The following is a 26,741-nucleotide window of genomic DNA, read 5'->3' on the forward strand; positions in this document are numbered from 1 at the left end:
TGTGCCTTCACACGGACACGGGCCCGCCCCGGCGGGCGGCCGGGCGCGATGCTCAGAGTGCCGCGCCCGTCTGCCGGTCGAAGACATAGACCTGGCTGCGGTCCATCGCCGCCCTGAAGAGGGATCCGTGGCGGGCCGGGTGATCGCCGTCGACGACGGCGGTTATCTGTTCGCCGGCGAATTCGAAGAGCACATGCGTCTGGGCACCGGTCGGCTCGACCAGCAGCGTCTGGCCGGCAATGGCATTGCCGTCCCCGCCTGCGACGAAATGTTCCGGGCGCAGACCGATCCGGACCGCCTGCCCGGGCCGCACCTTGCGCTCGGGCGCGATGCGGATCGCCGACCCGTCGCCGAGGCGCACCGCCGGCTCCCCGTCATCGGCATCGACCGTTCCGTCGAGCACGTTCATGGCCGGCGAACCGATGAAACCCGCGACGAAGAGGTTGGCCGGGGTGCGGTAGAGCTCCAGCGGTGTGCCCACCTGCTCGATCCTGCCGCCGTTCAAGACGACGATGCGGTCGGCGAGCGTCATCGCCTCGATCTGGTCGTGAGTCACGTAGATCGAGGTGGTGGCGACCTTCTGGTGCAAGGCCTTGATCTCGGTGCGCATCTGTACCCGGAGCTTGGCATCCAGATTGGAGAGCGGTTCGTCGAACAGGAAGACGGCCGGATCGCGGACGATCGCCCGTCCCATGGCGACGCGCTGGCGCTGGCCGCCGGAAAGCTGACTCGGCTTGCGATCGAGAAGCTCCGTCAGCGCCAGCATGCGCGCCGCCTCGCCCACCTTTTTGTCGATCTCGGGACGGGAGAGACCGGAGAGCTTGAGGTTGAAGCCCATGTTCTCGGCGACCGACATGTGCGGGTAGAGCGCGTAGGACTGGAAGACCATGGCGATGTTGCGCTCGCGCGGCGTCAGCGGATTGACCACCTTGCCGCCGATCAGCACCTCGCCGTCGCTGATCTCTTCCAATCCGGCGATCATGCGCAGCAACGTGGATTTGCCGCAGCCGGAGGGACCGACGAGCGCGATGAATTCGCCCTCCGCGATCGAGAGAGACACGCCGTGGACCACTTCGAGCGCAGCGTAGCTCTTGCGGATGTCCCTGAGTTCGACCGATGCCATATGCTTTCTCCTTGGAACGATGCGTCAGGGAAGGGCTCAGGATTTCACCGCGCCGGCCGTGAGGCCTGCGATGATGTGCTTCTGGGCGAGAAAGAAGACGATCACCGTCGGCAGGATCGTCAGCGTGATGAAGGCGAGCACGAGCTGCCAATCGGTGCCGAACTCGCCGCGATAGACCATGATGCCGAGTGGCCAGGGATATTTCGCCTCCGTGTTCAGCATGATCAGCGGCAGGATGTAGCTGTTCCAGCTATGCACGAAGGTGATGATGCCGACCGTCGAGACGATGGGGCGCGAAAGCGGCAGGGAGATGTACCAGAAGAAGCGGATGTAGCCGCAGCCGTCGACGAAGGCGGCCTGGAAGAGTTCTTCCGGCAGGTTCCGGAAATAATTGCGGAAAAGCAGGATGCTCATGCCGAGGCCGAAGGCCACCTGAGGCAGGATCACGCCCCAATAGGTATCGAGCAGACCGAGATCGCGGATCCGGATGAAGAGCGGCAGGATCGCCGTTGCCGCCGGGAACATGAGCCCGATCAGGAAGTAGTTCAGCAAATGGTTCGAGCCGAAGAACCTGACATGGGCGAAGGTGAAGGCGGCCATGGCCGAAACGATGACGGTCAGCACCACGGTTATGGCCGCGATGAACAGCGAGTTCAGCATCTGCCGCCAGTAGCGGTCGCCGAAAAGGATATCGAGATAGTTCGACCACAGCCATTCGGAAGGCAGGCCGAAAGGGTTGACGCGCAGGTCGCCGAGCGACTTGAAGCCGCCGAGCGCCGTGGTGACCAAGGGCAGCAAGACCAGCATCGCCACCAGCGACAGCGACACATAGAGATAGAGGCGGGTGGCTGCGGTCATGCGAACGGAAGAAGTCGTGTCAGTCATGGCGCATGAATATCCGTTTGTAGCCGAAGGCGAGGGTGACGCAGATGACGAAGAGGACCACGCCGACCGCGCTTCCGAGCCCCACCTGCATGCGGGTGACGCCGTAGGTGTAGAGGAAGGTCACCATGGTCTGCGTCGAGTTCGACGGCCCGCCGCCGGTGAGCGGCATGACGAGATCGAAGAGTTGCAGCGATCCGATGACGGCGAAGAAGATCGACAGCCTGACGGTCGAACCGAGGAGCGGCAGGGTCACGTATCGGAATTTCTGCCAGCCGGTCGCCCCGTCGATCTCGGCAGCTTCGAGCACGCTCCTGTCGACCGCCTGCAGGCCGGCGATGAACAGCATCATGTGGAATCCGAAATATTTCCAGATGATGACGGCAAGCACCGCATAGATGGCAAGGCTGCGGTCGGCGAGCACGTAAGGGGTGGCCACGCCGAAGAAGCCGGCGATCGCCGCCACAAGCCCGTAGTCGCCATCATAGACGAAGCGCCAGATGAGCCCGGCCGCGACATCCGCCAGCACGTAGGGCAGAAAGAAGATCAGCCGGAAGGCGACGACGCCGGCGATCCTGTGCGCGAGCATCATCGCAAGCCAGAGGGCGAGCGGAATCTGCAGGAGCACCGAAACGAGAATGATGATGCCGTTGTTGATCAGCGCCCGCGAGAAGGCCGCATTGTTGAACAGCACCTCGAAATTGCGCAAGCCCACGAACTGCGTCGGGGTTCCGTAGCCGTTCCAGCGGTAGAGGCTGTACCAGGCCGCCTCTCCCATCGGCAGGATGACGAAGACCGTGAACAGCAGCAGGGCCGGCGGCAGGAAGAGGATGAGCACCGGCAGGCGCCCGCGCACGGTCGGGCTCTTGTAGCGCACATTCTTGCGGCTTGCCGTGGCCGGCACCGCGGTCATCGTCGCAGTCGCGTCGGTCATCTGGTCCTCGCAAAGGTGGTTCCGAATGGTCGAAGGAAGGCCGGGCGGCGGGGTCCCCCGCCGCCGCCGCTTACGCACTCATTCGAGTTCGCGGGCGTCCTGGATCATCCGGGCGCCCTCTTCCGAGGACATCTGTCCGGAGACGATCTCGACGGAAGCATCGTTCACGACGCGGCCGACGGAGGGGCCGAGATCCTGGTCGAAATAATTCTGGTGCCAGGTCGAGGCCGCGAGTTGGTCGGCCGAAGCCCGCACAAGCGGGTTGGTGACTCCATCCTCGGCACCTGCCGCCGCCGGGACGATCATGCCGACGCTCGCCATCAGCCGCTCGTTTTCCGCATTGGTCAGGTAGCGCAGGAAATCGAGCGCTTCGGGCGGAGCATTCTTGGTTACCGCCCACCCGTTGAGACCGCCCAGCGTGTCGGTGGCGGCACCCGCCCCGCCCTCGACGGCGGGGAAGGGAAAGCGGCCGATATTCTCGGCTGCGAGGCCCTTGCCGTCGCCGGAATTGGCGCGCTGGGTGGCTTCGGTATTCTCGAAGCTCAGGATCATCGCCGCCTTGCCGTCGCCGAAGAGGCCGAGCGTCTGCGGCCAGTTCGCTCCGAGATAGCCGCCCTGGAACGGCTCGAGCTTGCCGAGTTCGGCGAGCTGCTCGCCGGCCTTGATGATCGCCGGCTGCAGGAAGCCTTCGCCCTCGTTGTTCTTGGCATCCTCGAAGACCTGCTGGCCGCCGTTGCGCATCACCAGATAGCTCCAGTAGAAATGCAGCGGCCACTTGTCGCCGCCGCCGCCGGCGATCGGCGTGATGCCGGCCTCCTTCAGCGTCTTCACCGCCGTGAGGAAATCGTCCCAGGTCTTGATATCCTCGGCCTTGACGCCGCCCTTCTGAAAGAGCTCCTTGTTGTAGAAGAAGCTGATCGTTCCCATTTTGAAGGGAACCGCATAAATTCTGTCGTCAAAGGTGAAGCCCTTGAGCGCAGCCGGATTGTAGCTCTTCTCCCAGGCTCCGCCATCGGCGCGCATCGCCTCCGTCAGATCCATGAGCGCGCCGGTCTCGGATTGCTGTTTCAGCACGCCGCCGCCCCAGCTATAGAAGAAGTGAGGCGCGTCGTCCGACTGCAGGAGCGTCGGCAGCTTCGCCTTGAATGCCTCGTTTTCCAGGAACTGGAGCTGAATATCGACGCCCGCATGTTCCGATTCGTACTTTGCAGCGATGTCCTCCCACATCTTCACATAGGCCGGCACAGTCTCCAGATGAAGCCACTTGACCACCGTATCGGCGGATGCGTGGCTCGCATCGAAGAGAAGCGCCATGCCGGCTACTGCAGCAAGCGCAGAAAGTCTGGTTGCGCGCGGAGGCGCCGACCCACGTTCGAGCATCATATCTTTCTCCTCCCATATTTCCTTCAGAAGGGGGCAAAACGTCCTCTTCATTTTGTCCCCGATGCGGATTAATTCAGAGGAGATGCCGACAAATGTCAACAGCCGCCGCGAATATTTCGGGCGCTCGGCTTGACAGGGGACGCTAATTGCCCGTTATTTAATTCGTATTCCTGCTAAATGATTTGACCCCGCCCAGCCAGCCAATCGAGCACGCGAGCATCCTGCAGACCGATGAAGACCGCCGATCCCGAACTGATGCGCGCGATAAATCGCTTCAACGTGCTCGATACGATCCGCCGGCACGGCCCTATCTCACGCGTCGAGATCAGCGAGCGCACCGAACTGTCCACGACCACCGTTTCCGCGATCACCGCGTCGCTGCTTGACGACGGCCTCATCCTGACCCGGCACGAGGGCGATATCCGCAATGCTGCCGCAAGGGGCCGCCCGCGCGTCATGCTGGAGCTCGACCCGGAGGCCGCTCGCGTCGTCGGCGCCAAGATCGCCGCCAACCGTATGGTATTCGCCGTCACCAACTTCCGCGGCGAGGTGCTCTCCGATCTTACTTTGCCGATCCGGGTCGATCGCCAGCCGATCGCCGTCATCGCCGATCTGATCGAGGACGGCGTGCGCCGCTGCGTCGTCGACGCCGACCTTTCGCTCGACGACATCGATTCTATCTGCATCGGCCTGCCGGGCGTGGTCGAACACCGCACCGGTCATGTCCGCTCGAGCCCGATCTTCCGGGAAACGGACGTCGATTTCGCAAGCGAGATGACGAGCAGGCTCAACGTCGCGACGATCGTCGAGAGCGACGCGCACGCCATCACGCTTGCGCACCACTGGTTCGGGCGCGCCCGCGACCTCGACGACATGGTGCTCGTCTCGCTGGAGCAGACCCTCGGGCTCGGCGTTCTGCATGGCGGCCAGCTTTTCCGAGGCGCCGGAGGCTTGAGCCACAATCTGGGCGATCTCGTGCTCGGGGTCGGCGAGAGCCGCACCGTCCGCCTTTCGACGCTCGCCGGGGAGAACGCGATTCTCGGCGAACACCCGATGGACGGGCGGTTCGCCGAGGCGGTACGCCTCGGGCGGGGCATGACGCATGCGCAGACGCTGATCGCAGCCGAGGACGACGCGCTGATCGCGACCGCCTCGCGGGCCGGAGAAGCGATCGGGCTCGCCGTCGCCAACATCGTCACGCTGTTCGGACCGCCGCGCGTCGTCATCGTCGGTTCGAGCCTGTCGCTCGGCACCGTCTTCGTGGAGAGCATCCGCCGATCCTTTCAGAACGCGATCCCGCCCTCGATCTCGACGGTCGCCGAACTCGTCTTCGACGAATCGGCCGACGAGACCTGGGCCCAGGGAGCAGCCGTCGTGGCGCTCTGTGAACTCTACGAGTCCCCCTGGGGGACGACCGGACCGGCGCCGGCGCTTTGATGCGCCGCGCCGAACTTATCTATCCATTTCGGGAGGAGACTGATGGAAAAACTCGGTATCGGCATCATCGGCTGCGGCAACATCTCGTCGGCCTATCTGAAGGCGATGGCAGCCTTTCCGATCCTGGACATCCGCGGGATCGCTGATCTGAACCGCGGTCTCGCCGAAGAGCGCGCTGCGGAGTTCAAGGTCGAGGCCCGCAACGTCGCCGATCTCCTCGCGGACCCTTCGATCGAACTCATCGTCAACCTGACCGTGCCGAAGGCGCACGTGACAGTCGCCATGCAGGCGCTCGAGGCCGGCAAGCACACCTATTCCGAAAAGCCGCTCGCCACCGATTTCGCAGACGGGCGCAAGCTGGTGGCGATGGCTCGCGAGAAGGGCCTGCGGATCGGCGCCGCCCCCGACACCTTCCTCGGCGGCTCGCATCAGACGGCGCGCGCAATCGTCGATTCCGGCGTGCTCGGCACGCCCGTCGGCGGCACCGCCACCTTCATGTGCCCCGGCCACGAGCGCTGGCATCCCAATCCGGACTTCTATTACGACGTCGGCGGCGGGCCGATGCTCGACATGGGTCCCTACTACATCACAGACCTCGTCAACCTCCTTGGCCCGGTCTCCAAGGTTGCCGGCTTTGCCACGGCGGCCCGGAAGGAGCGGACCATCACCAGTGAAGCGCGCAACGGCGAACGCATCCCCGTCCGCGTGCCGACCCATGTCGCCGGCATCATGGCCTTCGAGAATGGAGCCGTCGTGCAGATCGGCATGAGCTTCGATGTCGCGGGCCACAGGCATGTGCCGCTCGAGCTCTATGGAACCGAGGGCACGCTGATCGTCCCGGATCCGAACCATTTCGGCGGCCAGATCGAACTGCTGAAAAAGGGCGGCGCCTTCGAGCAGACTGCGACGAGCGAGCCCTATGCCGACGGCAATTACCGCTCGATCGGGGTGGCCGACATGGCACACGCCATCCGCTCGGGCCGGCCGCACCGGGCAAACGGAGATCTCGCCTTGCACGTGCTGGAGGTCATGGAAGCGTTCCACAAGGCGGCCGACACCGGCACCACCGTCAGCATCAGCACGAAAACCGAGCGGCCGGCACCTCTGTCGGAATCGCTCGTCGACGGCCGCATCGGCCGCTAACGCATAAATCGCATTAGGAGGAGTTCGACATGCGCGAGGCACTGATCGTCTGGGGCGGCTGGAGCGGCCACGAGCCGCAGGAATGCGCCCATATCATCCGCGACATACTGCAGGAGGACGGGTTCAAGGTCTATCTGGAACACACGACCGAAGCCTTCGCCGATCCGTCGATCCACGACCTGTCGCTGATCGTTCCGATCATGACGATGTCGAAGATCGAGAAGGAAGAGGTGAAGAATCTCGCCGCGGCCGTCGAGGGCGGCGTCGGTATCGCCGGCTATCACGGCGGCGCGGGCGATGCCTTCCGCGAGAGCGTCGAATACCAGTTCATCATCGGCGGCCAGTGGGTGGCCCATCCCGGCAACGTGATCGACTATCGCGTGAACGTCACGCGCCCCGACGACCCGCTGATGGAGGGCATCTCCGATTTTCCCTATACCTCGGAGCAATATTACATGCATGTCGACCCGTCCAACGAGGTGCTGGCAACGACCACCTTCTCCGGCGAGCATGCCTCCTGGATCGAAGGCGTGGTGATGCCGGTGGTCTGGAAGCGCAAACATGGGAAAGGCCGGGTCTTCTACTCCTCGCTCGGCCATGTGGCGAAAGAGTTCGAGGTGCCCGAGATGCGCACGATCTTCCGCCGCGGCGCGAATTGGGCTGCGCGCTGAGGGAGACGGCGGATCGGTTGAGTTCCGCCGTTTCTGTCTGGCATCCGGCGCTGCCCCTCATCCGCCTGCCGGCACCTTCTCCCCGCGGGCGGGGCGAAGGGACAAGTGGCACGCTCCCCTCACTCCTCGGTGATCGCGGCGTAATGAGCGGATGCCCCATGTCCCTTCTCCCCGTGAAACGGGGAGAAGGTGCCGGCAGGCGGATGAGGGGCAATCGGATCAGTGGTCGACGCCCGCATAGGCGCGATCGCCCCAGAGCTTCTCGACCGTCCGGTTCCTGCCGCAGCCGTTGCGGTAGTACCAGTAGCGGATGGGGTTCCGCTTGCCGAAGTCCTGATGGTATTCTTCCGCCGGCCAGAATTTCGCTGCGCCTTCGACGGGCGTTACGATCGGTCGGCCGAGCTCCGCCTCGGCCTTGATCTTTTCCGCCTTCGCGTCCATCGCCTGCCGCTCGTTCAGCGCATGGATGGCGGTCGTATAGGCAAAGCCCCGGTCGCAGAACTGGCCATCGCCATCCGTCGGGTCCGTCGTACGGAACAGGACGCCGACGAGCTCCGCATAGGAGACCCGGTCCGGGTCGAACTTCACGCGCACCACCTCGCGGTGTCCACCCTTCGCATAATCTTCGTAGGTGGGGTTCGCGCTCTTGCCGCCGGCATAGCCGGAGATCGTTTCGAGAACGCCGGGCACGGCGTCGAAGTCGCTCTCGACGCACCAGAAGCAGCCGCCGGCAAAGATAGCATATTGCGGTTCCGCCGCCCGCGCCGGCAGCAGCAGGAAACACGTGACGAGAAAACCGAACAGCAGGCGAAGCATCGGCGGACCTCCATCCTCGGCTATTACCTAACTGCCTCGCCGCGCGTTTCAAATCACTTAGCAACACGTCGATGTGACGGACGTGAAAGCAAAACGGCGAGCCGAGGCCCGCCGTTGAAATGCTGCTGAAAACACCTGCAGGGCGGATGGTCAGAACCGCCGCTCGACCAGCATCTTCTTGATCTCGCCGATCGCCTTGGCGGGGTTCAACCCCTTCGGACAGGCCTGGGCGCAGTTCATGATCGTGTGGCAGCGATAGAGCCGGAACGGATCTTCGAGATTGTCGAGACGCTCGCCGGTCGCCTCGTCCCTGGAGTCGATGAGCCAGCGATAGGCCTGCAGGAGGACGGCAGGGCCGAGATAGCGGTCGCCGTTCCACCAGTAGCTGGGACAGGAGGTCGAGCAGCAGGCGCAGAGAATGCACTCATAGAGCCCGTCGAGCTTGAGGCGGTCTTCGTGGCTCTGCCGCCATTCCTTGGCCGGTGTCGGCGACACCGTCTTCAGCCAGGGCTCGATCGAACGGTGCTGGGCATAGAAATTGGTGAGGTCAGGCACGAGGTCCTTGACGACGGGCATATGCGGCAGCGGATACACCTTCACGGCGCCCTTCACCTCATCCATGCCCTTGGTGCAGGCGAGCGTATTGGTGCCGTCGATATTCATCGCACAGGAGCCGCAAATGCCTTCGCGGCAGGAGCGACGCAGCGTCAGCGTCGGATCGATATTGTTCTTGATGTAGAGCAGACCGTCCAGAACCATCGGGCCGCAATCGTCGATATCGATGTAATAGGTATCGATCCGCGGGTTTTTGCCGTCGTCCGGATTCCAGCGATAGACCCGGTATTCGCGCAGGTTCGCCGCGCCGACCGGTTTCGGCCACACCTTGCCTTCGGTGATCTGCGAGTTCTTGGGGAGAGCGAGTTCAACCATGTGCCTTAGTCCTCGAGATCAGTAGACGCGGGCCTTGGGCTCGATCTTGTAGGGATCGATGCCTTCGGCGATCAGCTCGGTGTGCACGGGACGAAAATCGAGCCGGACGTCGCCCGCGTCGTTGACCCAGGCAAGCGTGTGCTTGCGCCAGTTGACGTCGTCGCGGCCGCCGAGCGGGCCGTCCTTGTAGTCCTCGCGCGCATGCGCGCCGCGGCTTTCCTTGCGCGCCTCGGCGCCGTAGACCGTGGTGATGGCGTTGGCCATCAGATTTTCGAGCTCCAGCGTCTCGACGAGATCCGAGTTCCAGATCATCGAGCGGTCGGTGACCCTGACGTCCGGCAGTTCCTTCCAGATCGCCGAGAGGCGCCGGCAGCCGGATTCCAGCGACTCCTGCGTACGGAACACGGCCGCGTCTTCCTGCATGGCGCGCTGCATCTTGTCGCGCAGCACGGCGGTCGGCGTGGCGCCGTTGGCGTGCCGCAGCCGGTCGAAACGCTCCATGATGCGGTCGCAGGCGGCCGTGTTGACCTCCGGCACCGCCTCGTTGCGGTCGATGATCTGACCGGCGCGGATTGCCGCCGCCCGGCCGAAGACGACGAGGTCGATCAGCGAGTTCGAGCCGAGCCGGTTGGCGCCGTGCACCGAGGCGCAGCCGGCCTCGCCGACCGCCATCAGTCCGGGCGCGATGCGCTCCGGGTTCTGGCTGTCCGCGTTCAGCACTTCGCCCCAATAATTGGTCGGCACGCCGCCCATATTGTAGTGAACCGTCGGCAGCACCGGGATCGGTTCGCGCGTGACGTCGACGCCGGCGAAGATCTTCGCCGATTCCGAAATTCCCGGGAGGCGCTCATGCAGCACCGCGGGATCGAGATGGTCGAGGTGCAGGAAGATATGGTCCTTGTTCTTGCCGACGCCCCGGCCCTCGCGGATTTCCATCGTCATGCAGCGGGAAACGACGTCGCGGGAGGCAAGGTCCTTGGCAGAAGGCGCGTAGCGCTCCATGAAGCGCTCGCCCTCGGAATTGACCAGATAGCCGCCCTCGCCGCGGGCGCCTTCGGTGATCAGGCAGCCCGCGCCGTAGATGCCGGTCGGATGGAACTGCACGAATTCCATGTCCTGCAGCGGCAGGCCGGCGCGGGCGATCATGCCGCCGCCGTCGCCGGTGCAGGTATGCGCCGAGGTCGCGGAGAAATAGGCGCGGCCGTAGCCGCCGGTCGCCAGCACCACCATCTTGGCGGCGAAGCGGTGGATCGTGCCGTCGTCGAGGTTCCAGGCGACCACGCCGGTGCAGCGGCCGTCATCCGACATGATCAGGTCGATGGCGAAATATTCGATGAAGAATTCGGCATTGTTCCGGAGCGACTGACCGTAAAGCGTATGCAGGATCGCGTGGCCGGTACGGTCGGCGGCAGCGCAGGTGCGCTGCACCGGCGGTCCTTCACCGTAGTTCTGCATGTGGCCGCCGAAGGGGCGCTGATAGATCTTGCCTTCCTCGTTGCGCGAGAAGGGAACGCCATAGTGCTCGAGTTCGTAGACCGCCTTCGGCGCCTCCATGGCGAGGTACTGCATGGCGTCGACATCGCCGAGCCAGTCGGAGCCCTTGACGGTGTCGTAAAGATGCCACTGCCAGGAGTCGGGCGTCATGTTCTGCAGCGAAGCGGCGATGCCGCCCTGTGCCGCGACAGTATGCGAACGCGTCGGGAAGACCTTGGTGATGCAGGCCGTCCTCAGGCCCTGCTCGGCCATGCCGAGGGTCGCGCGCAGGCCCGCCCCGCCGGCGCCGACGACGACGACGTCGAAGGAATGGTCGACATATTGATATGCCTTGCCGTTTGCAGCGGGTGAACTGATCGATGCCATGACGAAATTACCCTGCAAATGCGATCTTCAGGACGGCGAAAAGACAGAGCCCGCCGACCGCGATCGTGAAGAATGTGTTGAGCATGAGAAGCGCTATCTTGGCGCCCTCCCCATGGACGTAGTCCTCGATGATGACCTGCATGCCGATCTTCATGTGAACGAGGCCGGCGACGACCATCAGACCCATGGTCACCGCCACGAACGGGTTCGAAAGGGCCGCGATCAGTTCCGCATGCGGTGCGCCCGCATAATGGGCGAGAAAGACGACGAAGAAGATCGTGAGAGGAATGCTGGCGACGGCCGTGAGGCGCTGCCGCCAGAAGTGATCCGTGCCTTCCTTTGCCGAACCGAGACCCCGGACCTTGCCGAGAGGTGTGCGCATATTCATGTCGAAGTCCTTAACGAGCGAGGTAGCCGACGACCCAGATGACGAGCGTCAGCGTCGCCGATGCGACGATCATGGCCTTCGCCATCCTCGTCGCGAAGTGCTTCTCATAGCCGTAGCCGAGATCCCAGGCGAGGTGGCGTATGCCGCCCAGCAGGTGATGTACAAGGGCCCAGGTATAGCCGAAGAGGACGACCTTGCCGATGAACGTGCCGAACAGCCAGTTCACCCAGTCGTAATAGGCAGTGCCGGAAGCAGCGGCGATCAGCCACCAGGCCACCAGGACGGTGCCGAAATAGAGCGCGCCGCCGGTGATGCGGTGCATGATCGACATGATCATGGTGGGGATCGGCTTGTAGATTTGAAGATGCGGCGAGAGCGGCCGGCTTCTTGTGACATTCGTCATCGGAACCTCGCGGGATGACCGGATTTTCGTCCAAAACTGGACTGGTTTCGTCCGGTATCGCACCCGATTGTGCGCAATTCAGTCACCCGGACCTTTAATCACCATAAGGCTTCCCGACAAGTGTGTTTGCAGTGCAAAATCAATTTAATCGATTTGACGGAAAACGGCATTTTCCAGCCTTCGAGAGACATCGGGTCTTTTAACCGTACAGGGAAAAAAACCCAACCGAATCCGTGACATTTCCCGCCGGTTGCCGCAGGATGCACTTTAACTGTTTGTTAACGATGATCCGGAGGCAGCGAGAATGGACCTCTCGCGAATGATCCGCGCAACCAAAGTTCTAGTCGTGGCCTTCGCACTTGCGATGCCCGCCGGTTTGCCGGCACGGGCCGCCGAAAGCGACGGTTTCCCCAATGTGGAGACCCGAACCCGCCATGTCCGGATCAAGCATCGCACGCCCCATCACTCCTGGCGCAAGGGCCACCGGTCAATAACGACCATCGGCGGTTTCTCATCCGCCGATTCCAGGGGCCTGCCCGATGTTCAGACCCGCACCCGTCATGTGCGGCCAAGATATCCATGGCCGAGATATCCCTGGCATGGTAACGCCCGCCGCGGGCGGGATCGTGGTCCCGTGATCGTCATCAATGGCGGCGGATACGCATCCGGCGGTTACGACAGTTATGGGAGTTACGACTTCCCGACACCCATTCCGGATATCGGTACCTATGCCGGCGGCCTTTCGGCGTTCCGCGAGAAAGGGAACGGCATCTATTTCAGCCGGGACGGCGGCTACGCCTATCTCGCCGGGGAAACCGTCGCAGCCAATCCTTCTTCGAAGCGCGCGAAGATCATCATCGTCTCGCCGCAGGTAAACGCCAGCGCATGCTCGTGGGAGCACGGCGTCTGCGTCGTCCGGCCGTAGGATTTGCGGCTGCGCTGCGGACCGTCCTTACCCCTCCCCAACCCCTCCCCACAAAGGGCCACAAAGGGGGGGTGGAGGGGCTTAGAGCCTGTTGCGGCGCCAGTGCCATCCCGGCGTTCACACCCGCGAAACCGATGAAATATGAGCAATGGGCGCGGCAGATTAAGCCCCTCCCCCTTGTGGGGACCTACGGCATGCACATATCTCTTGTTGTCCAGCCCTTCGCGGACTTACTCCGGAGTGGCGGCATCTGTATTTCCAGCAGTGGCGAGGCTTGGGGATGGGTCCTTGGGATCAAACCCGTATGCGCTAACATTGGCATTAGCGGTCACCCGCCCCTCATCCGCCTGCCGGCACCTTCTCCCCGCAGGCGGGGAGAAGGGACAAGCGGCGCCGACTGAACCCCGCATTCACCGCCCGCCCGAGGGAGCGAGCGGGCGCGGCATATCCCTTCTCCCCGCCTGCGGGGAGAAGGTGGCGGCAGCCGGTTGAGGGGCAATCCCGACCGAGCGGGGTTGAGGCGGTTGGGTTCCCGAGGGATCCCATTCATCAGCAGTATCCGCCGCACCGGCGCGCAAGAGAAATGTGCATGCCGTAGTTGTGGGAGGGGTTGGGGAGGGGCTTCCCTGCAAATCGCGGTCACCCCGTGAGGGTGCCGAACCGCCAGACGGTCGTGCGCTTCACCTCGCTGTCTTCGAGCGCCCGAGTCACCGGTACCTCGTAGGTCGCAAGGTCAGTCATCCGCCCGCGTGGACAATAGGCCCGGCCCGGATCGCCGATGAGAACGACGGCACCGGCGCGTTCGAGCGCTTCGAACCAGGGCAGAAGCAGATCGGCGAAGCTCTTGTCGTAGAAGACGTCTCCGGCGAGGTAGACGTCGGCCGCCCGTTCCGAGCCGACGATATCGTCGCCGGTGAAGGCGAACGATACGCCGTTGAGCCCGGCATTCAGCCGCGCGGCCGTTTCGGACCAAGGATCGATGTCGGCGGCGACGACCTCATCGGCGCCGGCCAACTTCGCCGCGATGGCGACGAGGCCGGAACCGGAGGCGAAATCGATGACGCGGCGGCCGCGCACCGTCTCGGGATGATCGAGGAGATAGCGGGCAAGCCCCTGCCCGCCCGCCCAGGCGAAGGCCCAGAAGGGCGGCGGCAGCCCGATCCGTTCCAGCTCTTCCTCGGTCTTCAGCCACAATTCATGCGCCTCTCCCGCAAGATGCAGGCGGATTTCCGGCACGTGCGGCGGCGCGAGAATGTCGGTGTTGGCGCGGATGAAGCTTTCGGGATCGGTCTTCACGATATTCAGGGGCGCTATCGGGGCGGATTGTCCAGCCCGCCCATGCGGCAGACCTCGATCCACTCGTCATCCGTCACCGGCTGCACCGAAAGGCGCATGGACGTAACGAGCGACATCTTGGCGAGCTTCGGATTTTCCTTGATTTCCTTGAGTGAAACCGGCCGTGGAATGTCCATGACGGCGCGAATGTCGACGCAGTCCCAGCGGGCGTCGCCCTCGGCCGTCGAATCCGGATGCGACAACGCGCAGACCTCGGTGATGCCGACGATCTCGAGCCCCTCGTTGGAGTGATAGAAGAAGCCCTTGTCGCCGATCTTCATCGCCCGCATGTTGTTGCGCGCCAGGTAGTTGCGCACGCCCGTCCATTCGGTGCCCTTCTCGCCGGCATCCTTCTGCATCTGCCAGGACCATTTCGCCGGTTCGGATTTGTAGAGCCAGAACGCCATCGCCCCTCAAGCCTCCGGATTGTTGAAGACCCAGTTGTAGGCCTTGATCTCGACATTGGCGAAGAGACCCGCCTTCGCATAGGGATCGGCCTCGGCGAGCGCCCTGGCCTCTTCGAGCGTATCGGCTTTGACGATCACGAGGCTCCCCGTCGGCTTGCCGTCGGCGCCGAGGAAAGGCCCCGCGATCTTCAGGATGCCCCGGGCATTGAGGTCGTTGAGATAGGCGACATGGTCAGGCCGCGTGTCGAGCCTGAGTTGCAGCGCGCCGGGCTTGTCCGTGCAGAGCAGTGCGAAGAGCATGGATCCTCCTGAAGACATCATTCGTGGGTGATCGGTCTGGACATCAGTTGTTCGAGGGCCGAGCGGACATCCAGCTTTCCGTCGACGATGGCCGCGACGGCCTCGGTGACCGGCATCTCGATGCCGAGTGCGCCCGCCACGCGGGCGGCGACGGATGCGGCAAAGGCGCCCTCGACCAGCTCGCTGCTTCCGGCCGCGGCCCGGCCGTTCTTGCCGAGCGCTATGCCGAAGCGCAGGTTGCGCGACTGGTGGCTCGTCGCGGTCAGCACGAGGTCACCCAATCCCGAAAGGCCGCGCACAGTGTCCGCCTCGCCGCCTCTCGCGACGATGAAGCGCGACATTTCCGCAAGCCCGCGCGAGATCAGCGCAGCGCGCGCCGAGTCGCCGAGACCGGCGCCTTCGACGATGCCGCAGGCGATCGCCAGCACGTTCTTGAGCGCACCGCCAAGCTGAACGCCGGTGCGATCCGCCGACGGATAGAGCCGGAACGTCCGCCCGGAAAGCACCTCCGCAAGCTCCGTCGCGATCGCCGTATCGGGGGCGGCGATCACCATGGCAGTCGGCAGGCCGCTAGCGATATCGGCGGCAAAGCCCGGGCCGGAAAGCACCCCGATGCGGCGGCCCGGCAACTCCTCTTCGAGAACGTCGGTGAGGAGTTGGCCGGTCGATTGCTCCATGCCCTTGGCGCAGGTGACGACGACGGCACTGGCGCCGATCGCGGGACCGTAGCTACGCGCCGCGTCCCGATGCGCTTGCGAAGGCATCGCGAAAAGCACGATGTCGGCGTCTTCGAGCGCATCCGCCTGCGAAGAATAGACAAGGCGCGGGGGAAGCGGAATTCCCGGGAGAACCGCGTCATTCCGCCCGGTTCGGCGACACTCCGCGGCCGCTTCGTCCCGGCGGGCAAGCAGAGTGACATTCGCCTTGTCCTTCGCTGCCGCGACGGCCGAAAGCGCCGTTCCGAAGGCGCCCGCCCCGACGACCACGATTTTTGGCGCGCTCTTCGATTTGCCGCTCATCTTCTGTCCATCATGCCTTGGCGCCGCGTCTGCCGGAGCCGATCAATGCCTTGGCTTCGGAATCGAGCGGCCAGCGCGAACGCGGAGCTGCATCGAGCCCGTCCGCCGGCAGGCCCGCCGCGAGGCGCTCCGCACCGGCCCACGCAATCATCGCCGCGTTGTCGGTGCAAAGCTGGAGCGGCGGCGCGATGAAGCGGAAGCCGTGCTCGTCGCAAAGCGATTGCAGTGTCCGGCGCAATGTCTGGTTCGCGGCAACCCCGCCGGCCACGACGAGAGCCGGTTGGTCGACGGAGGCGAAGTCCGCCCAGAACCGCTTCAAGCCGCGCCCGACCCGATCCCTGAGCGTGCGGGAAATGGCGCGCTGAAAAGAGGCACAGACGTCGGCGATATCCTGATCCGTCACCGGCTCCAGCGACTGTGCGGCCTGGCGGACGGCGGTCTTGAGGCCCGAAAACGAAAAGTCGAGCCTGGCGTCGCCGACGAGCGGCCGGGGAAAATCGAAGCGCTCCGCATTACCGGCTTGCGCCGCCCGCTCGACGGCCGGCCCGCCCGGATAGGGAAGACCGAGCAGCTTTGCGGTCTTGTCGAAGGCCTCGCCGAGCGCATCGTCGATCGTCGTGCCCCAGCGTTCGTATTCGCCGACGCCCTTGACGAGGATCAGCTGTGTATGGCCGCCCGAGACGAGCAGCATCAGATAGGGAAATGAAAGGCCGTCGGTCAGCCGCGCCGTCAGCGCGTGGCCTTCGAGATGATTGACCGCATAGAGCGGCTTGCCGGTCGCCCGCGCGATCGCCTTGCCGGTCATCAGCCCGACGATGAGCCCGCCTATCAGGCCGGGACCACTTGTCGCAGCGACCGCGTCGATGTCCCGGAGCGTCACGCCGGCGCGCAGGAGCGCTTCCTCGATCAGCGCGTCGAGCGCCTCGACATGGGCGCGCGCCGCGATCTCGGGAACGACGCCGCCATAAGCACTATGCTCTTCCAGCTGGCTCAGCACCACGTCGCCGAGAATCCGGCCGCGGCCCTCTTCGTCACGCAGCACGACCGAAGCGGCGGTTTCGTCGCAGCTTGTCTCAATGCCGAGGATGCGCAAAGGCGGGGACGTCACGTGCTATACTCAAAGATTGCGGTCGCAGTGAAAGGTGGCTACACGAAACTCAAACAGCGCCGTGCGCCTTCAGACGCACAAGGGACGCTGTAACGCTTTGAACTGCTGCATGGTTTTGTCCTAAACCGGTTCCGATTTAAGGAAGCATGCAGTAACAACGGATGGCGAAGGATGCAAACGAAACCTTTCCGCATCGGCACGCGCGGCAGCCCGCTGGCGATGGCTCAGACGCATGAAACGCGCGACCGGCTCGCCGCCGCACATGGTCTGCCACCGGAAATGTTCGAGATCGTCATCCTTTCCACGAAGGGCGACCGGATCACCGACCGGTCGCTTGCGGAGATCGGCGGCAAGGGCCTGTTCACCGAAGAGCTCGAGCAGCAGCTTCTGTCGGGAGACCTCGACTTCGCCGTGCATTCGTCCAAGGACATGCCGACAAAGCTGCCCGAGGGGCTGTTCCTTTCCGCTTTCCTGCCGCGCGAGGACATCCGCGACGCCTTTGTCGGCCGCTCGGCCAAAAGGCTCGTCGATCTCCCGCAAGGCGCCACCGTCGGCTCGTCTTCGCTGCGCCGTCAGGCGCTGATCCGGCGGCTGCGGCCCGATATCGACGTGATCACCTATCGCGGACAGGTCGAGACACGCCTGCGCAAGCTTGCCGAAGGTCAGGTCGACGGCACGCTTCTGGCCTATGCCGGCCTGAAGCGCCTCGGCATGGAGCATGTGCCGACGGAGCTGCTTGATCCGGAAGAATTTCCGCCGGCGCCGGCCCAGGGCGCGATCTGCGTCGAGGCCCGCATCGGCGACGACCGTATCAACACGCTGCTTGCGGCAATCGACGATCCGCGCACACACGAGGCGGTTTCCTGCGAGCGCGGCTTCCTGGCGACGCTCGATGGCTCATGCCGCACGCCGATCGCCGGCTACGCGCAATCGGACGGGACACATATCCGCTTTGCCGGCATGATCCTGACGCCCGACGGCGCCACCTCCCACCAGATCGAAATCGACGGCAGAGCGGCAGACGCGGAAAGGCTTGGGCAGGAGGCAGGCGAGCGTATCCGCACCAAGGCCGGACCGGGTTTCTTCTCGAGCTGGAGCTGATCCGATGCGCGTGCTCGTGACCCGGCCACGCCCGGCCGCCGAAAGGACGGCGGCAAGGCTCAGCGCCATGGGTCACGAAGCGGTCATCCTGCCGCTTATGCAGGCGCAGCATCTCGCCGGCGCGGCCCGGGCAGCATTGAGTGAGCCCCACCAGGCGATCGCCGTCAGCAGTGGGGAGGCGGTCCGCGTCCTCGGCGCGCTCGGACCGGCGCTTGAGCCACACCTTGCAACACCGCTCTTTGCAGTCGGCGAAGCGACGGCGCGCGCTGCGGGCGATCTCGGATTTACCGATATCCGCATCGGACCGGGAACCGGCGAGGGACTCGCCGAGACGGTGGCTGCCCTTCTCCCCCCCGGCGAAACGCTGGTCTATCTCGCCGGTTCACCGCGAACCGACGGTTTCGAACGGGCATTGCACCAACGGCGGATCGAGCACAGGACCGCCGAATGCTACCGGATGGCGCCGGTCCACTATCCTGCGGAGACGCTGTCCGGACTCCTCCGCGCGGGCCCCTTCGATGCGGTCATGCTCTATTCCCGCGAGAGCGCGCGGCGCCTGGACGCAGCATTGCGGGAGAGCGGGCTTGAACCGGCGGACCTCGCCTCGCGCTTTCTCTGCCTGAGCTGGCCGATAAGAGAGACCCTGCCGGACGGTCTGCCCTGCGGGGTCGCGGCGGTGCCCGACGAGGAAAATCTCTTGCGGCTTCTTTGAGGCCAAATCAGCAAAGTCGGCGCCGGTTTTCCGCCTGCCTTCTGCACATTGCTCGGGTCATCTGGGGCATTTCCGTCAAAAAGCACGGTCTGGGGCTTTCCCTCGTCATCCTCGCTGACTAGGTTTGCGTTTAGATCGGATGAGGAAAGTGCGGAGCGTTCCTGCTGCATATCCGCTCAGGCCTACACCGACAGGCAATGAAACGGTAAAGAGGTGACCATGGCATCGGAAAAGCCGCCGCGCCGCTCGAAACCCGGGAAAGAACCGCTGACGATCGATCTCGAGGCGGAGAAGACCGAACCTGCGGCGGCCGAGGCAGCGGCCGGCCCGGATGCGGCGAAGAGCAAGGCGGCGGATATTTCGACGAGCGAGGCGGTTGAAGCCGGCGAAGTAAGAACCGGCGAAGTCGAAAGCAACGAAGCCGGCATCGGCGAACCTCCTTTGCCGGCGGGCGATCCGAAAGAGGAAACTCCGCAAGAGGAAACAGAGACGGAGGAGGCACGCGCCGACGCGGCTGCGGCCGCCTTCGACGCGGAGCTTCCGCACGCGACCAACGGCGAACTGCCCGAGGCAAAGAGGAGACAGGCCACAGGCGCAGGTGCGCTTGCAGCCGGCATCCTCGGCGGCCTCATAGCGCTCGCCGGTGCCGGCGTGCTGCAATATGCCGGCTACGTTCCGGCGCCCGGACCGGAGCAGCCGGGCACCGAGCAGAACCTTGCGAGCGAGATCGAAGCGATCAAGGCGGAGCTTCAGGCACAGGCCCCGGCGGCGCCAGTGGACGTCTCCCCTTTGGAAAACCGCCTTGCGGCCTTGGAACAGGCGGCCCGAGAGCCCGGCGCAGCTGCGGCGGGCGCTCCCGAGATCAAGGCGCTCGAAGCCGAGGTCGCCAACCTGACGAATGAAGTGGCCGCCCTGAAGACCGAGCTTGCCGAGGCTCGCCAGGCGGCGGACGCCGCCAGGGCGGAACTTGCCGGCCGTATCGACCAGGCGGAGCAGAAGCTCAACGAGCCTGCCAACGATATCGAGATGGCGAAAGCCGTTGCCGTCACCGCGCTGAAGACGGCGATCGATCGCGGCGGGCCGTTCCTCGCCGAACTCGACGCCTTGCGCAGCATCGCCCCCGAGGATCCGGCCGTCAAGGAACTGGCCGATGTCGCCGCGACAGGGGTCCCCACGCGGACGGAATTGAAGGAAAGTTTCCGGCCGGCGGCGGACGCGATGCTGGACGCGCTGCACCGGCCAGATCCCAATCAGGGCATTTTCGATCGCCTCGTCTCCAGCGCAATGTCGGGCATCCGCGTGCGGCCGGTCGGCAGCGTCGAAGGCGACACGCCGGAAGCGGTGATCGCCCGCATCGAAGACAAGCTCGATAACGGCGATCTCAAGGGCGCATCGCTCGAATGGGACAGCCTTCCCGAAGCCGCGAAATCCGCCGGCCAGGGGTTCAAGGAAAAGCTCGACCTGCGGCTTGGCGTCGAAACGGTGATCGATGCCGCCGTAGCCGGCACCATGACGCGCACGGGCAAGCAAGGTTAGCGGGAGAAAGAAGACTATATGATCCGGATACTGTTCTTCGTACTGCTCGTCCTTTGCCTGGCTCTCGGCTTTGCCTGGCTCGCGGATCGTCCGGGGGAATTGTCGCTGATCTGGCAAGGCCAACTCATCGAGATGAGCCTGATGCGCGCCGCCTCGATCCTGATCTCGCTCTTCGCTGCCGTTCTGATCGTCGTCTGGCTGCTTCGCACGATCTGGTTGTCGCCGCACACCGTCACGCGTTACTTTCGCTCCCGCAAGCGCGACCGCGGCTATCAGGCATTGTCGACCGGCCTGATCGCGGCCGGCGCCGGCGACGCCAATCTCGCCCGCAAGATGGCCGCGCGCACGCGGAACCTCATCAGCTCGGATCAGGAGCCGCTCATCCATCTGCTCGAAGCGCAGACGGCGCTGATCGAAGGCAAATACGACGACGCACGCAAAAAATTCGAGGCGATGGCGGACGACCCGGAGACGCGCGAACTCGGCCTGCGCGGGCTGTATCTCGAAGCCAAGCGGCTCGGCGCCAACGAGGCTGCGCGCCAATATGCCGAGCGCGCCTCCGAGAAAGCGCCGCACTTGCCGTGGGCGAGCCTGGCAACGCTCGACCATCGCAGCCAGGCGCGCCAGTGGGACGAGGCAATCCGCCTGCTCGACCAGAGCCGCGCCGCCCATGTGCTCGAAAAGAACGAAGCGGACCGGAAAAAGGCCGTTCTTCTGACCGCACGGGCAATGGAAAGATTGGATGCAGACCCGAAATCCGCCCGGGACGACGCGCAGGCGGCGCTGAAGCTCGACGACCGCCTCGTGCCGGCGGCCCTCGTTGCCGCCAAAGCGCTCTTTCGCGAGGAAAATCTGCGCAAGGGTGCTTCGATCCTCGAGAGGATGTGGAAATTGGATCCGCATCCCGATATCGCGCGTCTCTATGTGCGGGCGCGCGGCGGGGACTCCGCCCTCGACCGGCTGAAGCGGGCGAAGAAGCTTGAATCGCTCCGCAGCAACAATGCCGTCGCACTGGCGACCGTCGCCGAGGCGGCGCTCGACGCGCGCGAACTTGCTCTTGCGCGCACAAAGGCAGAGGCCGCCGCCCGCCTCGAGCCGAGGGAGAGCATTTTTCTGCTGCTCGCGGACATCGAGGAGGCAGACACCGGCGACGAGGGCCGCATCCGTCACTGGATGGCACAGGCGCTGAAGAGCCCGCGCGATCCGGCCTGGACCGCCGACGGCGTCACCTCACCGGTCTGGCTGCCGGTCTCCCCGGTCAGCGGCCGCCTCGACGCCTTCGAGTGGAAGGCTCCGCCGTCGCAGATCGCGGCGGCAACGGAGGACGGGCATCTGAACCCCGACCAGGCAATTCGCAGCCTCCCGCCAGTCGCGACCGTGCCCCGCCCGGTCGAGGAACCGGCTCCTGAACGGACGGCCGAGGCTGCCCCGACAGCCGAGCGCGATCAAACCGAGCGAGAACGGGCCGAGCGAGAACGGGCCGGGCCGGAGAAGGCGATCAGCGTTCCCGACCGGAAGGAACCGGCCGCATCGCCCGCAACGGGCAAGGATGCCGAGGAGGCACCGGATCCCTTTTTCGGCCGCCCCCCGGACGATCCGGGCGTGCGCGAGCCGGCGGCGGCGGAACGGACCACCACCAACTTCCGTCTTTTCTGAACCCAGACATCTCCATAGGCTGCAGGCGATAGTGCATGTTTGAACGTTTTCGCGCATTTCTGGAAGGAATCACCGGCTCGGCGCGGATTGAAGCGGGGGACCCGCGCATTGCGGTGATCGGCCTCTGCTTCCAGGTCATGGAAGCGGACGGCGCGGTCCGCAGCTCCGAGCGCCGCAAGATGCGCAAGCTCATCAAGGAGCATTACAAGCTCGACGATGCCGCTCTCAATGCCCTGGTCGCGGCCGGCGAGAGCGCTGAAAGCGAAGCGATCGACTTCTACCAGTTCACGTCGGACATAAAGCGGCACCTTCCCGAGGAGCAACGCATCGAACTCGTCGGCATGCTGTGGGAAATCGTTTACGCCGACGGTGCGCGCAGCGAAATGGAAGACCACGTGATCTGGCGGATTGCCGACCTCCTCGGGGTTTCGGGGCGTGACCGGGTCTTGAAACGCCAGGAAGCAGCGGCCAAGATCGACATGGTGGAGGAGAACGAGGCGCAACAGGAAAGTTGACGATGCCGCCAGAGGCCCCAGACACCAAGAGAGACGCCAAGAGACCCATCCTCATCGTGCTCCATCAGGAGCGCTCGAGCGCCGGCCGCGTCGGCCAGATTCTCGAGCGGAAGGGCTTTTCGCTCGACATCCGCCGCCCCGCGCTGGGCGACGAGCTGCCGCCGACGCTGGAAGCGCATTCGGGGACGATCATTTTCGGCGGACCGATGAGTGCCAATGACGAGGAGGAGTTCGTCCGGCGCGAAATCGACTGGCTGTCCGTGCCGCTCCTGGAAAACAAGCCCTATCTCGGAATCTGTCTCGGGGCGCAGATGCTGGCCCGCAATCTCGGCGGCAGGGTCGAAGCCCATCACGAAGGCATGACCGAGATCGGCTGGTATCCCTTGAGAGCCACGCAGGCCGGCAAGGCGCTGATGGACTGGCCGGCGATGGTCTATCACTTCCACCGCGAAGGCTTCGACCTGCCGAATGGCGCCGAATTGCTGGCAACCGGCGACACCTACCCGAACCAGGCCTTCCGCTACGGCGAGAACGCCTGGGGCATCCAGTTCCACGGCGAGCTGACGCGGGCGATGATGCATCGCTGGGTGGTGCACGGTGCCCATCGCTTCGAGCTCCCCGGTGCCCAACTGGGCAAAGCGCATCTGGAGGGCCGCATGCTCCACGACCATCCCTTGCGGACATGGATGGAGAATTTCCTGGAGCTGATTTTCATGAATGGTGAATGCGGGGAGGAATTCCGGAAGAGCTTGCAGTCGTGAGTTGCGAATGCCCCTCACCCTAACCCTCTCCCCGCAAGCGGGGCGAGGGGACGAGTTTGCCGCTTCCTTCTTCAACATCCCGCGATTCGGGGCGAGCGGGCGCGTCTTGTCCCTTCTCCCCGCCTGCGGGGAGAAGGTCGCGGCAGCGGGATGAGGGGCGGCCTCCAGTTCAGATGCTCACCCCCTCCGCTGCGCCTCCGGCACATCCAGCGTATCGATCCTGCGCAATTGCGGAAAGCCGAGTGCCCAGAGGAGCGACACGAGAAGCGTGCCTGCGCCGCCGAAGACGACCGCGAAAACCGTGCCGAAGCCGGACGCCATCATGCCGGCGCGGAACTCGCCGAGTTCGTTGGAAGCACCGACGAATACCATGTTGACGGCGTTTACGCGGCCGCGCAGCTCATCCGGGGTCCAGAGCGTGATGAGTATCTCGCGCACATAGACCGAGATCATGTCGGAAGCGCCCATGACGACGAGCGCGGCGATCGAGATCCATGGCGTCGCCGACAGGCCGAAAACGACCGTTGCCAGGCCGAAGAGGGCAACGCCGACGAACATGTAGAGACCGGCTCGATTGCGGATCGGGTGGGCGGCCAGCCACACCGCCATTCCGACCGCGCCGACACCGGGCGCGGCCCGCAGGAGGCCGAGGCCCCACGGCCCGAGCGTCAGGACGTCCCGCGCGAAGACCGGCATGAGCGCGACGGCGCCGCCGAGCAGCACGGCGAAGAGATCGAGCGAGATCGCCCCCAGCACGATCTTCTCGGCCTTGATGTAGCGGAACCCTGCGGTGATCGTCTGCCAGTTTGCGGCCGACGGCGGCGAGCGCCTTGCGGGCTTCGGCACGGCGAAGACCATCAGGGCGCCGGCAGCGAAGAAGCCGAGGCTGACCGCATAGGGCACGGTCGGGCCGAATCCGTACAGAAGCCCGCCAGCCACCGGGCCGACGATCATCGCCGTCTGCCACGAGGTCGAATTCCACGCGATCGCATTGGGCAGATCTTCCGCAGGCACCAGATTGGGCGCCAGCGACTGTGAAGCGGGGCCCAAGAAAGCCCGCTCTATGCCGAACACGACAAGGATCGCGTAAACCGGCCAGGGTGAAAACAGTCCCGTCACCGTCAAAAGGAGAAGTGCTGCGCCGCAGAGCGTGCTGACCAGCATGCAGATGCCCATGATCGCCCGGCGATTGTAGCGGTCCGCCACGCTGCCCGTCACGAGAATGAGAACGAGGGAGGGCAGGAACTGGAAGAGGCCGATGAGACCGAGCGAGAAAGGATCGCGCGTCAGATCGTAGATCTGCCAGCCGACGGCCACGGACATGATCTGGACGGCGAAATAGGCGAGCAGGCGGGAAAAGAAATAGCGCCGGTAGCCGACGTGCCTGAAGGCGGCGAAACGGTGCGCGGCATGGACGGCCGACATGCTGGAATGCTCCTGCTGCAGGCTCCTGATACGTCGCCGACCGAGCAGCGGGAGCGTGCAGAAATTGAAATCCTGCAGCGATCCTTGCGCATCGGAAAAACCGCGGAGCACTGCAGGGAAGGGAAGAAAGGCGCGCTCCGTGCCATTAAACATGATCACGCGAGGCAGGCCGGCGTACTTGCTCGTTTAGTTCCTAATGTCTACATGTCTGTCAACAACGAATTGGAGACCGGCATGCTTGCTGTCATCGGCACTTTGAATTTCATCATCAACATTGCGTGGTTCCTGATCATCGCCTCGGCCATCTTCTCCTGGCTCTATGCGTTCAACGTGATCAACGTGAACAATCAGGCGATCAACATGATCGGCCGCTCGCTCTATCAGTTGACCGAGCCGCTCTACCGGCCGATCCGGCGCGTGCTGCCCGACATGGGCGGCGTCGACCTTTCGCCGCTCGTCGTGCTGGTGATCCTCTATTTCATCCAGCTCTTCCTGAACACCACCATCGCTCCTGCGCTGCTGCGTTAGAGCGGGATAAGGAAAAGTGTGTGCGGTTTCGCCCGTGCAGGCCGACTCCACCTAAAATCATCGTGATCTAGACTAAAGCGCAAAAAACCTCCGGATCGAGGCCGAGCCGGACGTTTTCATGTCTCAGTAAAACAGCGAAACGATTATTTCTTCGTCTTGGCGCGCTCGACCGCTTCCCGGATCAGCTGCTTGGCCATGCTGGCATCCTTCCAGCCGAAGATCTTCACCCACTTGCCGGGCTCCAGATCCTTGTAGTGCTCGAAGAAGTGCTCGATCTGCTTGAGGGTGATTTCCGGCAGGTCGGTGTAATCGTGCACCTTGTCGTAGCGCTTGGTCAGATGGGCGGAGGGGACCGCGATGATCTTTTCGTCCTGACCGGAATTGTCTTCCATCATCATCACGCCGATCGGGCGGACATTGATGACGCAGCCCGGAACCAGCGGACGGGTATTGCAGATCAGCACGTCGATCGGATCGCCGTCGTCGGAAAGCGTGTGCGGCACGAAGCCGTAATTGCCCGGATAGGTCATCGGCGTGTAGAGGAAGCGATCGACCACCAGCGTGCCGGCCTCCTTGTCCATTTCGTACTTGATCGGATGCCCGCCGACCGGGACTTCCACGATTACATTGACATCTTCCGGTGGATTCTTTCCGATGGAAATCGCGTCGATCCGCATGAGCACCTCCAGGGGTCGTTTGAAAAGTCGTCCCGTCGGATAAAGGGAAACATGCCGCGATGCAACATGACTTTGGTTCCGGGCGGGCGGATTTGCTGTAGGCACGCCGCGCGGCCAAAAAGGGGCAGGGCTGATATTTATCTTCGCAGGAGAGACAATGCGCCCGAAACTTCGCTATTTTCTTTCCGCCGCCCTGATCTCGGCGCCTGCACTTGCCAATGACAGCGCCTACACAGACGCCAGCCGCGACAAGTGCCGGCTCCTGCGCGAGTGGGAAGGCGCCTCGTCGCAGATGCTTTGTCCCGGCATAGGCGACTATCCCGTCCATTTCATCGAGAGCGATATGCGCCAGAGCTTCTTCTTCGGCCATGCCAGGCAAAGCTATCTGGAGAACGGCTTCGAGAGTTTCGGTCCCTTCAACCATGCCGAAACGACCGTCGAATGGCGCCTCGACGCCAACGGGAAGCCGGTCGCCGCCATCCTGCGCTGGATCATCGAGAACCCGGATCCCCAGACGGACAGGAGCACCAAGGCGTTCGAGGGACAGGTTCTGGTGATCTCGAAGGTCGCGCAGAAGGAGGACGGCGACGGCTGCGTCATCGGCTATGTCGACGCGCTCGCCAATGCCGATGCGAACACGCTGGCGCGCAGGATAGCCGACGAAAGAGCCGCAAGCTTCCGCTGCGGCACGGACCAGGCATCCTATCACGGAAACCGCGGCGAGAAGGCGGGCGAACCCATGCACTTCCTGCCTAAATGAGGCTCT

At 64.1% G+C, this 26,741-nt stretch carries 28 protein-coding genes; 12 read left to right on the plus strand and 16 right to left on the minus strand.

Translation table 11 applies throughout. The features are described from left to right. Positions 1-52: 52 nt before the first annotated feature. From PZL22_RS16895 to PZL22_RS16910, 4 genes are all read right to left on the minus strand, one after another. Positions 53-1,123, minus strand: a complete 1,071-nt coding sequence (locus tag PZL22_RS16895) for an ABC transporter ATP-binding protein (protein ID WP_003530246.1) — start codon at positions 1,121-1,123, stop codon at positions 53-55. A gap of 36 nt (positions 1,124-1,159) precedes the next feature. Further along, a complete protein-coding gene (locus tag PZL22_RS16900) occupies positions 1,160-2,008 on the minus strand; it encodes a carbohydrate ABC transporter permease (RefSeq protein WP_003530243.1) in 849 nt (282 codons plus the stop codon). Continuing rightward, positions 2,001-2,939, minus strand: a complete 939-nt coding sequence (locus tag PZL22_RS16905; protein WP_003530241.1) for a carbohydrate ABC transporter permease — start codon at positions 2,937-2,939, stop codon at positions 2,001-2,003. Before PZL22_RS16905 ends, PZL22_RS16900 begins: the two co-directional genes overlap by 8 nt. A gap of 78 nt (positions 2,940-3,017) precedes the next feature. Continuing rightward, the gene (locus PZL22_RS16910) at positions 3,018-4,322 is read right to left on the minus strand and encodes an ABC transporter substrate-binding protein (protein WP_003530238.1); all 1,305 of its coding nucleotides are present in this window, start codon (positions 4,320-4,322) and stop codon (positions 3,018-3,020) included. 231 nt (positions 4,323-4,553) lie between these two features. Between PZL22_RS16910 and PZL22_RS16915 the strand changes: the two genes are divergently transcribed. Genes PZL22_RS16915 through PZL22_RS16925 form a run of 3 tightly spaced genes read left to right on the plus strand, consistent with a single transcriptional unit; the run spans position 4,554 to position 7,573 of the window. After that, a complete protein-coding gene (locus tag PZL22_RS16915) occupies positions 4,554-5,759 on the plus strand; it encodes an ROK family transcriptional regulator (protein WP_003530236.1) in 1,206 nt (401 codons plus the stop codon). Positions 5,760-5,801: 42 nt separating this feature from the next. Further along, positions 5,802-6,902, plus strand: a complete 1,101-nt coding sequence (locus tag PZL22_RS16920; protein WP_003530234.1) for a Gfo/Idh/MocA family protein — start codon at positions 5,802-5,804, stop codon at positions 6,900-6,902. Positions 6,903-6,931: 29 nt separating this feature from the next. Next, a complete protein-coding gene (locus PZL22_RS16925; protein ID WP_003530232.1) occupies positions 6,932-7,573 on the plus strand; it encodes a ThuA domain-containing protein in 642 nt (213 codons plus the stop codon). Between the two features lie 219 nt (positions 7,574-7,792). On the opposite strand, the gene msrA is transcribed toward PZL22_RS16925, so the two are convergent. The 5 genes from msrA to sdhC all read right to left on the minus strand — a co-directional run bounded on the left by msrA (position 7,793) and on the right by sdhC (position 11,970). Further along, complete coding sequence (gene msrA / locus PZL22_RS16930) at positions 7,793-8,389, minus strand: peptide-methionine (S)-S-oxide reductase MsrA (RefSeq protein ID WP_003531155.1); 597 nt, start codon at positions 8,387-8,389, stop codon at positions 7,793-7,795. Between the two features lie 150 nt (positions 8,390-8,539). Then, the gene (locus PZL22_RS16935; RefSeq protein ID WP_003531162.1) at positions 8,540-9,319 is read right to left on the minus strand and encodes a succinate dehydrogenase iron-sulfur subunit; all 780 of its coding nucleotides are present in this window, start codon (positions 9,317-9,319) and stop codon (positions 8,540-8,542) included. Between the two features lie 18 nt (positions 9,320-9,337). Next, positions 9,338-11,179 (minus strand): succinate dehydrogenase flavoprotein subunit, encoded by a 1,842-nt coding sequence (sdhA, locus tag PZL22_RS16940; protein WP_003531165.1) that lies wholly within the window; start codon positions 11,177-11,179, stop codon positions 9,338-9,340. 7 nt (positions 11,180-11,186) lie between these two features. After that, complete coding sequence (gene sdhD, locus PZL22_RS16945; protein ID WP_003531168.1) at positions 11,187-11,567, minus strand: succinate dehydrogenase, hydrophobic membrane anchor protein; 381 nt, start codon at positions 11,565-11,567, stop codon at positions 11,187-11,189. Between the two features lie 10 nt (positions 11,568-11,577). Beyond that, positions 11,578-11,970, minus strand: coding sequence for a succinate dehydrogenase, cytochrome b556 subunit (sdhC, locus tag PZL22_RS16950; protein ID WP_003531169.1), 393 nt, complete (start codon positions 11,968-11,970; stop codon positions 11,578-11,580). 304 nt (positions 11,971-12,274) lie between these two features. Between sdhC and PZL22_RS16955 the strand changes: the two genes are divergently transcribed. Continuing rightward, the gene (locus PZL22_RS16955) at positions 12,275-12,895 is read left to right on the plus strand and encodes a hypothetical protein (protein WP_284718512.1); all 621 of its coding nucleotides are present in this window, start codon (positions 12,275-12,277) and stop codon (positions 12,893-12,895) included. Positions 12,896-13,534: 639 nt separating this feature from the next. Here the strand turns inward: PZL22_RS16955 and PZL22_RS16960 are convergent. The 5 genes from PZL22_RS16960 to tsaD are packed head-to-tail and all read right to left on the minus strand — an operon-like array spanning position 13,535 to position 17,064. Then, complete coding sequence (locus tag PZL22_RS16960) at positions 13,535-14,191, minus strand: class I SAM-dependent methyltransferase (protein ID WP_003531171.1); 657 nt, start codon at positions 14,189-14,191, stop codon at positions 13,535-13,537. Between the two features lie 14 nt (positions 14,192-14,205). After that, positions 14,206-14,637, minus strand: a complete 432-nt coding sequence (locus PZL22_RS16965) for an EVE domain-containing protein (RefSeq protein WP_003531172.1) — start codon at positions 14,635-14,637, stop codon at positions 14,206-14,208. Between the two features lie 6 nt (positions 14,638-14,643). Continuing rightward, positions 14,644-14,937 carry a YciI-like protein gene (locus tag PZL22_RS16970; protein ID WP_003531173.1) on the minus strand — a complete coding sequence of 98 codons (294 nt, stop codon included), beginning with the start codon at positions 14,935-14,937 and terminating at the stop codon, positions 14,644-14,646. Between the two features lie 17 nt (positions 14,938-14,954). After that, the gene (locus PZL22_RS16975; RefSeq protein ID WP_003531174.1) at positions 14,955-15,956 is read right to left on the minus strand and encodes an NAD(P)H-dependent glycerol-3-phosphate dehydrogenase; all 1,002 of its coding nucleotides are present in this window, start codon (positions 15,954-15,956) and stop codon (positions 14,955-14,957) included. A 10-nt stretch (positions 15,957-15,966) separates the two neighbouring features. After that, positions 15,967-17,064, minus strand: a complete 1,098-nt coding sequence (gene tsaD / locus PZL22_RS16980; RefSeq protein WP_033048857.1) for a tRNA (adenosine(37)-N6)-threonylcarbamoyltransferase complex transferase subunit TsaD — start codon at positions 17,062-17,064, stop codon at positions 15,967-15,969. A gap of 171 nt (positions 17,065-17,235) precedes the next feature. Between tsaD and hemC the strand changes: the two genes are divergently transcribed. The 6 genes from hemC (at position 17,236) to PZL22_RS17010 (ending at position 23,345) form a co-directional block, all read left to right on the plus strand. Next, complete coding sequence (gene hemC / locus PZL22_RS16985; RefSeq protein ID WP_003531176.1) at positions 17,236-18,165, plus strand: hydroxymethylbilane synthase; 930 nt, start codon at positions 17,236-17,238, stop codon at positions 18,163-18,165. A 4-nt stretch (positions 18,166-18,169) separates the two neighbouring features. Further along, entirely contained in the window at positions 18,170-18,877 is a 708-nt protein-coding gene (locus PZL22_RS16990) for a uroporphyrinogen-III synthase (RefSeq protein ID WP_003531177.1), read from the plus strand. A gap of 219 nt (positions 18,878-19,096) precedes the next feature. After that, positions 19,097-20,413 carry a COG4223 family protein gene (locus tag PZL22_RS16995; RefSeq protein WP_284718513.1) on the plus strand — a complete coding sequence of 439 codons (1,317 nt, stop codon included), beginning with the start codon at positions 19,097-19,099 and terminating at the stop codon, positions 20,411-20,413. 18 nt (positions 20,414-20,431) lie between these two features. Then, positions 20,432-22,069: a heme biosynthesis protein HemY gene (locus PZL22_RS17000; RefSeq protein ID WP_003531179.1), complete on the plus strand. Its 1,638-nt coding sequence runs from the start codon at positions 20,432-20,434 to the stop codon at positions 22,067-22,069. A 35-nt stretch (positions 22,070-22,104) separates the two neighbouring features. After that, entirely contained in the window at positions 22,105-22,584 is a 480-nt protein-coding gene (locus PZL22_RS17005) for a tellurite resistance TerB family protein (RefSeq protein ID WP_284718514.1), read from the plus strand. Positions 22,585-22,586: 2 nt separating this feature from the next. Beyond that, positions 22,587-23,345, plus strand: coding sequence for a glutamine amidotransferase (locus tag PZL22_RS17010; RefSeq protein ID WP_033048859.1), 759 nt, complete (start codon positions 22,587-22,589; stop codon positions 23,343-23,345). A 177-nt stretch (positions 23,346-23,522) separates the two neighbouring features. Here the strand turns inward: PZL22_RS17010 and PZL22_RS17015 are convergent, their stop codons facing one another. Further along, positions 23,523-24,770 carry an MFS transporter gene (locus tag PZL22_RS17015; protein ID WP_010970398.1) on the minus strand — a complete coding sequence of 416 codons (1,248 nt, stop codon included), beginning with the start codon at positions 24,768-24,770 and terminating at the stop codon, positions 23,523-23,525. Positions 24,771-25,004: 234 nt separating this feature from the next. Here PZL22_RS17015 and PZL22_RS17020 point away from each other — a divergent pair, with 234 nt between their 5' ends. Next, entirely contained in the window at positions 25,005-25,298 is a 294-nt protein-coding gene (locus PZL22_RS17020; RefSeq protein WP_003531184.1) for a YggT family protein, read from the plus strand. Between the two features lie 143 nt (positions 25,299-25,441). Here PZL22_RS17020 and ppa read toward each other — a convergent pair whose 3' ends face one another. Continuing rightward, entirely contained in the window at positions 25,442-25,975 is a 534-nt protein-coding gene (gene ppa / locus PZL22_RS17025; RefSeq protein ID WP_003531185.1) for an inorganic diphosphatase, read from the minus strand. Between the two features lie 157 nt (positions 25,976-26,132). Between ppa and PZL22_RS17030 the strand changes: the two genes are divergently transcribed. After that, the gene (locus tag PZL22_RS17030; RefSeq protein WP_003531186.1) at positions 26,133-26,735 is read left to right on the plus strand and encodes a hypothetical protein; all 603 of its coding nucleotides are present in this window, start codon (positions 26,133-26,135) and stop codon (positions 26,733-26,735) included. The last annotated feature ends 6 nt before the right edge of the window (positions 26,736-26,741 follow it).

The organism is Ensifer meliloti (assembly GCF_030064585.1).
Taxonomy (GTDB): Bacteria; Pseudomonadota; Alphaproteobacteria; order Rhizobiales; family Rhizobiaceae; genus Sinorhizobium; species Sinorhizobium meliloti.

Coding starts and splice junctions, on each gene's coding strand:
- PZL22_RS16895 (WP_003530246.1), bottom strand. CDS start 1,123: ATGGCATCGGTCGAACTCAGGGACATCCGCAAGAGCTACGCTGCGCTC.
- PZL22_RS16900 (WP_003530243.1), bottom strand. CDS start 2,008: ATGACTGACACGACTTCTTCCGTTCGCATGACCGCAGCCACCCGCCTC.
- PZL22_RS16905 (WP_003530241.1), bottom strand. CDS start 2,939: ATGACCGACGCGACTGCGACGATGACCGCGGTGCCGGCCACGGCAAGC.
- PZL22_RS16910 (WP_003530238.1), bottom strand. CDS start 4,322: ATGATGCTCGAACGTGGGTCGGCGCCTCCGCGCGCAACCAGACTTTCT.
- PZL22_RS16915 (WP_003530236.1), top strand. CDS start 4,554: ATGAAGACCGCCGATCCCGAACTGATGCGCGCGATAAATCGCTTCAAC.
- PZL22_RS16920 (WP_003530234.1), top strand. CDS start 5,802: ATGGAAAAACTCGGTATCGGCATCATCGGCTGCGGCAACATCTCGTCG.
- PZL22_RS16925 (WP_003530232.1), top strand. CDS start 6,932: ATGCGCGAGGCACTGATCGTCTGGGGCGGCTGGAGCGGCCACGAGCCG.
- msrA (WP_003531155.1), bottom strand. CDS start 8,389: ATGCTTCGCCTGCTGTTCGGTTTTCTCGTCACGTGTTTCCTGCTGCTG.
- PZL22_RS16935 (WP_003531162.1), bottom strand. CDS start 9,319: ATGGTTGAACTCGCTCTCCCCAAGAACTCGCAGATCACCGAAGGCAAG.
- sdhA (WP_003531165.1), bottom strand. CDS start 11,179: ATGGCATCGATCAGTTCACCCGCTGCAAACGGCAAGGCATATCAATAT.
- sdhD (WP_003531168.1), bottom strand. CDS start 11,567: ATGAATATGCGCACACCTCTCGGCAAGGTCCGGGGTCTCGGTTCGGCA.
- sdhC (WP_003531169.1), bottom strand. CDS start 11,970: ATGACGAATGTCACAAGAAGCCGGCCGCTCTCGCCGCATCTTCAAATC.
- PZL22_RS16955 (WP_284718512.1), top strand. CDS start 12,275: ATGGACCTCTCGCGAATGATCCGCGCAACCAAAGTTCTAGTCGTGGCC.
- PZL22_RS16965 (WP_003531172.1), bottom strand. CDS start 14,637: ATGGCGTTCTGGCTCTACAAATCCGAACCGGCGAAATGGTCCTGGCAG.
- PZL22_RS16970 (WP_003531173.1), bottom strand. CDS start 14,937: ATGCTCTTCGCACTGCTCTGCACGGACAAGCCCGGCGCGCTGCAACTC.
- PZL22_RS16975 (WP_003531174.1), bottom strand. CDS start 15,956: ATGAGCGGCAAATCGAAGAGCGCGCCAAAAATCGTGGTCGTCGGGGCG.
- hemC (WP_003531176.1), top strand. CDS start 17,236: ATGCAAACGAAACCTTTCCGCATCGGCACGCGCGGCAGCCCGCTGGCG.
- PZL22_RS16990 (WP_003531177.1), top strand. CDS start 18,170: ATGCGCGTGCTCGTGACCCGGCCACGCCCGGCCGCCGAAAGGACGGCG.
- PZL22_RS16995 (WP_284718513.1), top strand. CDS start 19,097: ATGGCATCGGAAAAGCCGCCGCGCCGCTCGAAACCCGGGAAAGAACCG.
- PZL22_RS17000 (WP_003531179.1), top strand. CDS start 20,432: ATGATCCGGATACTGTTCTTCGTACTGCTCGTCCTTTGCCTGGCTCTC.
- PZL22_RS17005 (WP_284718514.1), top strand. CDS start 22,105: ATGTTTGAACGTTTTCGCGCATTTCTGGAAGGAATCACCGGCTCGGCG.
- PZL22_RS17010 (WP_033048859.1), top strand. CDS start 22,587: ATGCCGCCAGAGGCCCCAGACACCAAGAGAGACGCCAAGAGACCCATC.
- PZL22_RS17015 (WP_010970398.1), bottom strand. CDS start 24,770: ATGTCGGCCGTCCATGCCGCGCACCGTTTCGCCGCCTTCAGGCACGTC.
- PZL22_RS17020 (WP_003531184.1), top strand. CDS start 25,005: ATGCTTGCTGTCATCGGCACTTTGAATTTCATCATCAACATTGCGTGG.
- ppa (WP_003531185.1), bottom strand. CDS start 25,975: ATGCGGATCGACGCGATTTCCATCGGAAAGAATCCACCGGAAGATGTC.
- PZL22_RS17030 (WP_003531186.1), top strand. CDS start 26,133: ATGCGCCCGAAACTTCGCTATTTTCTTTCCGCCGCCCTGATCTCGGCG.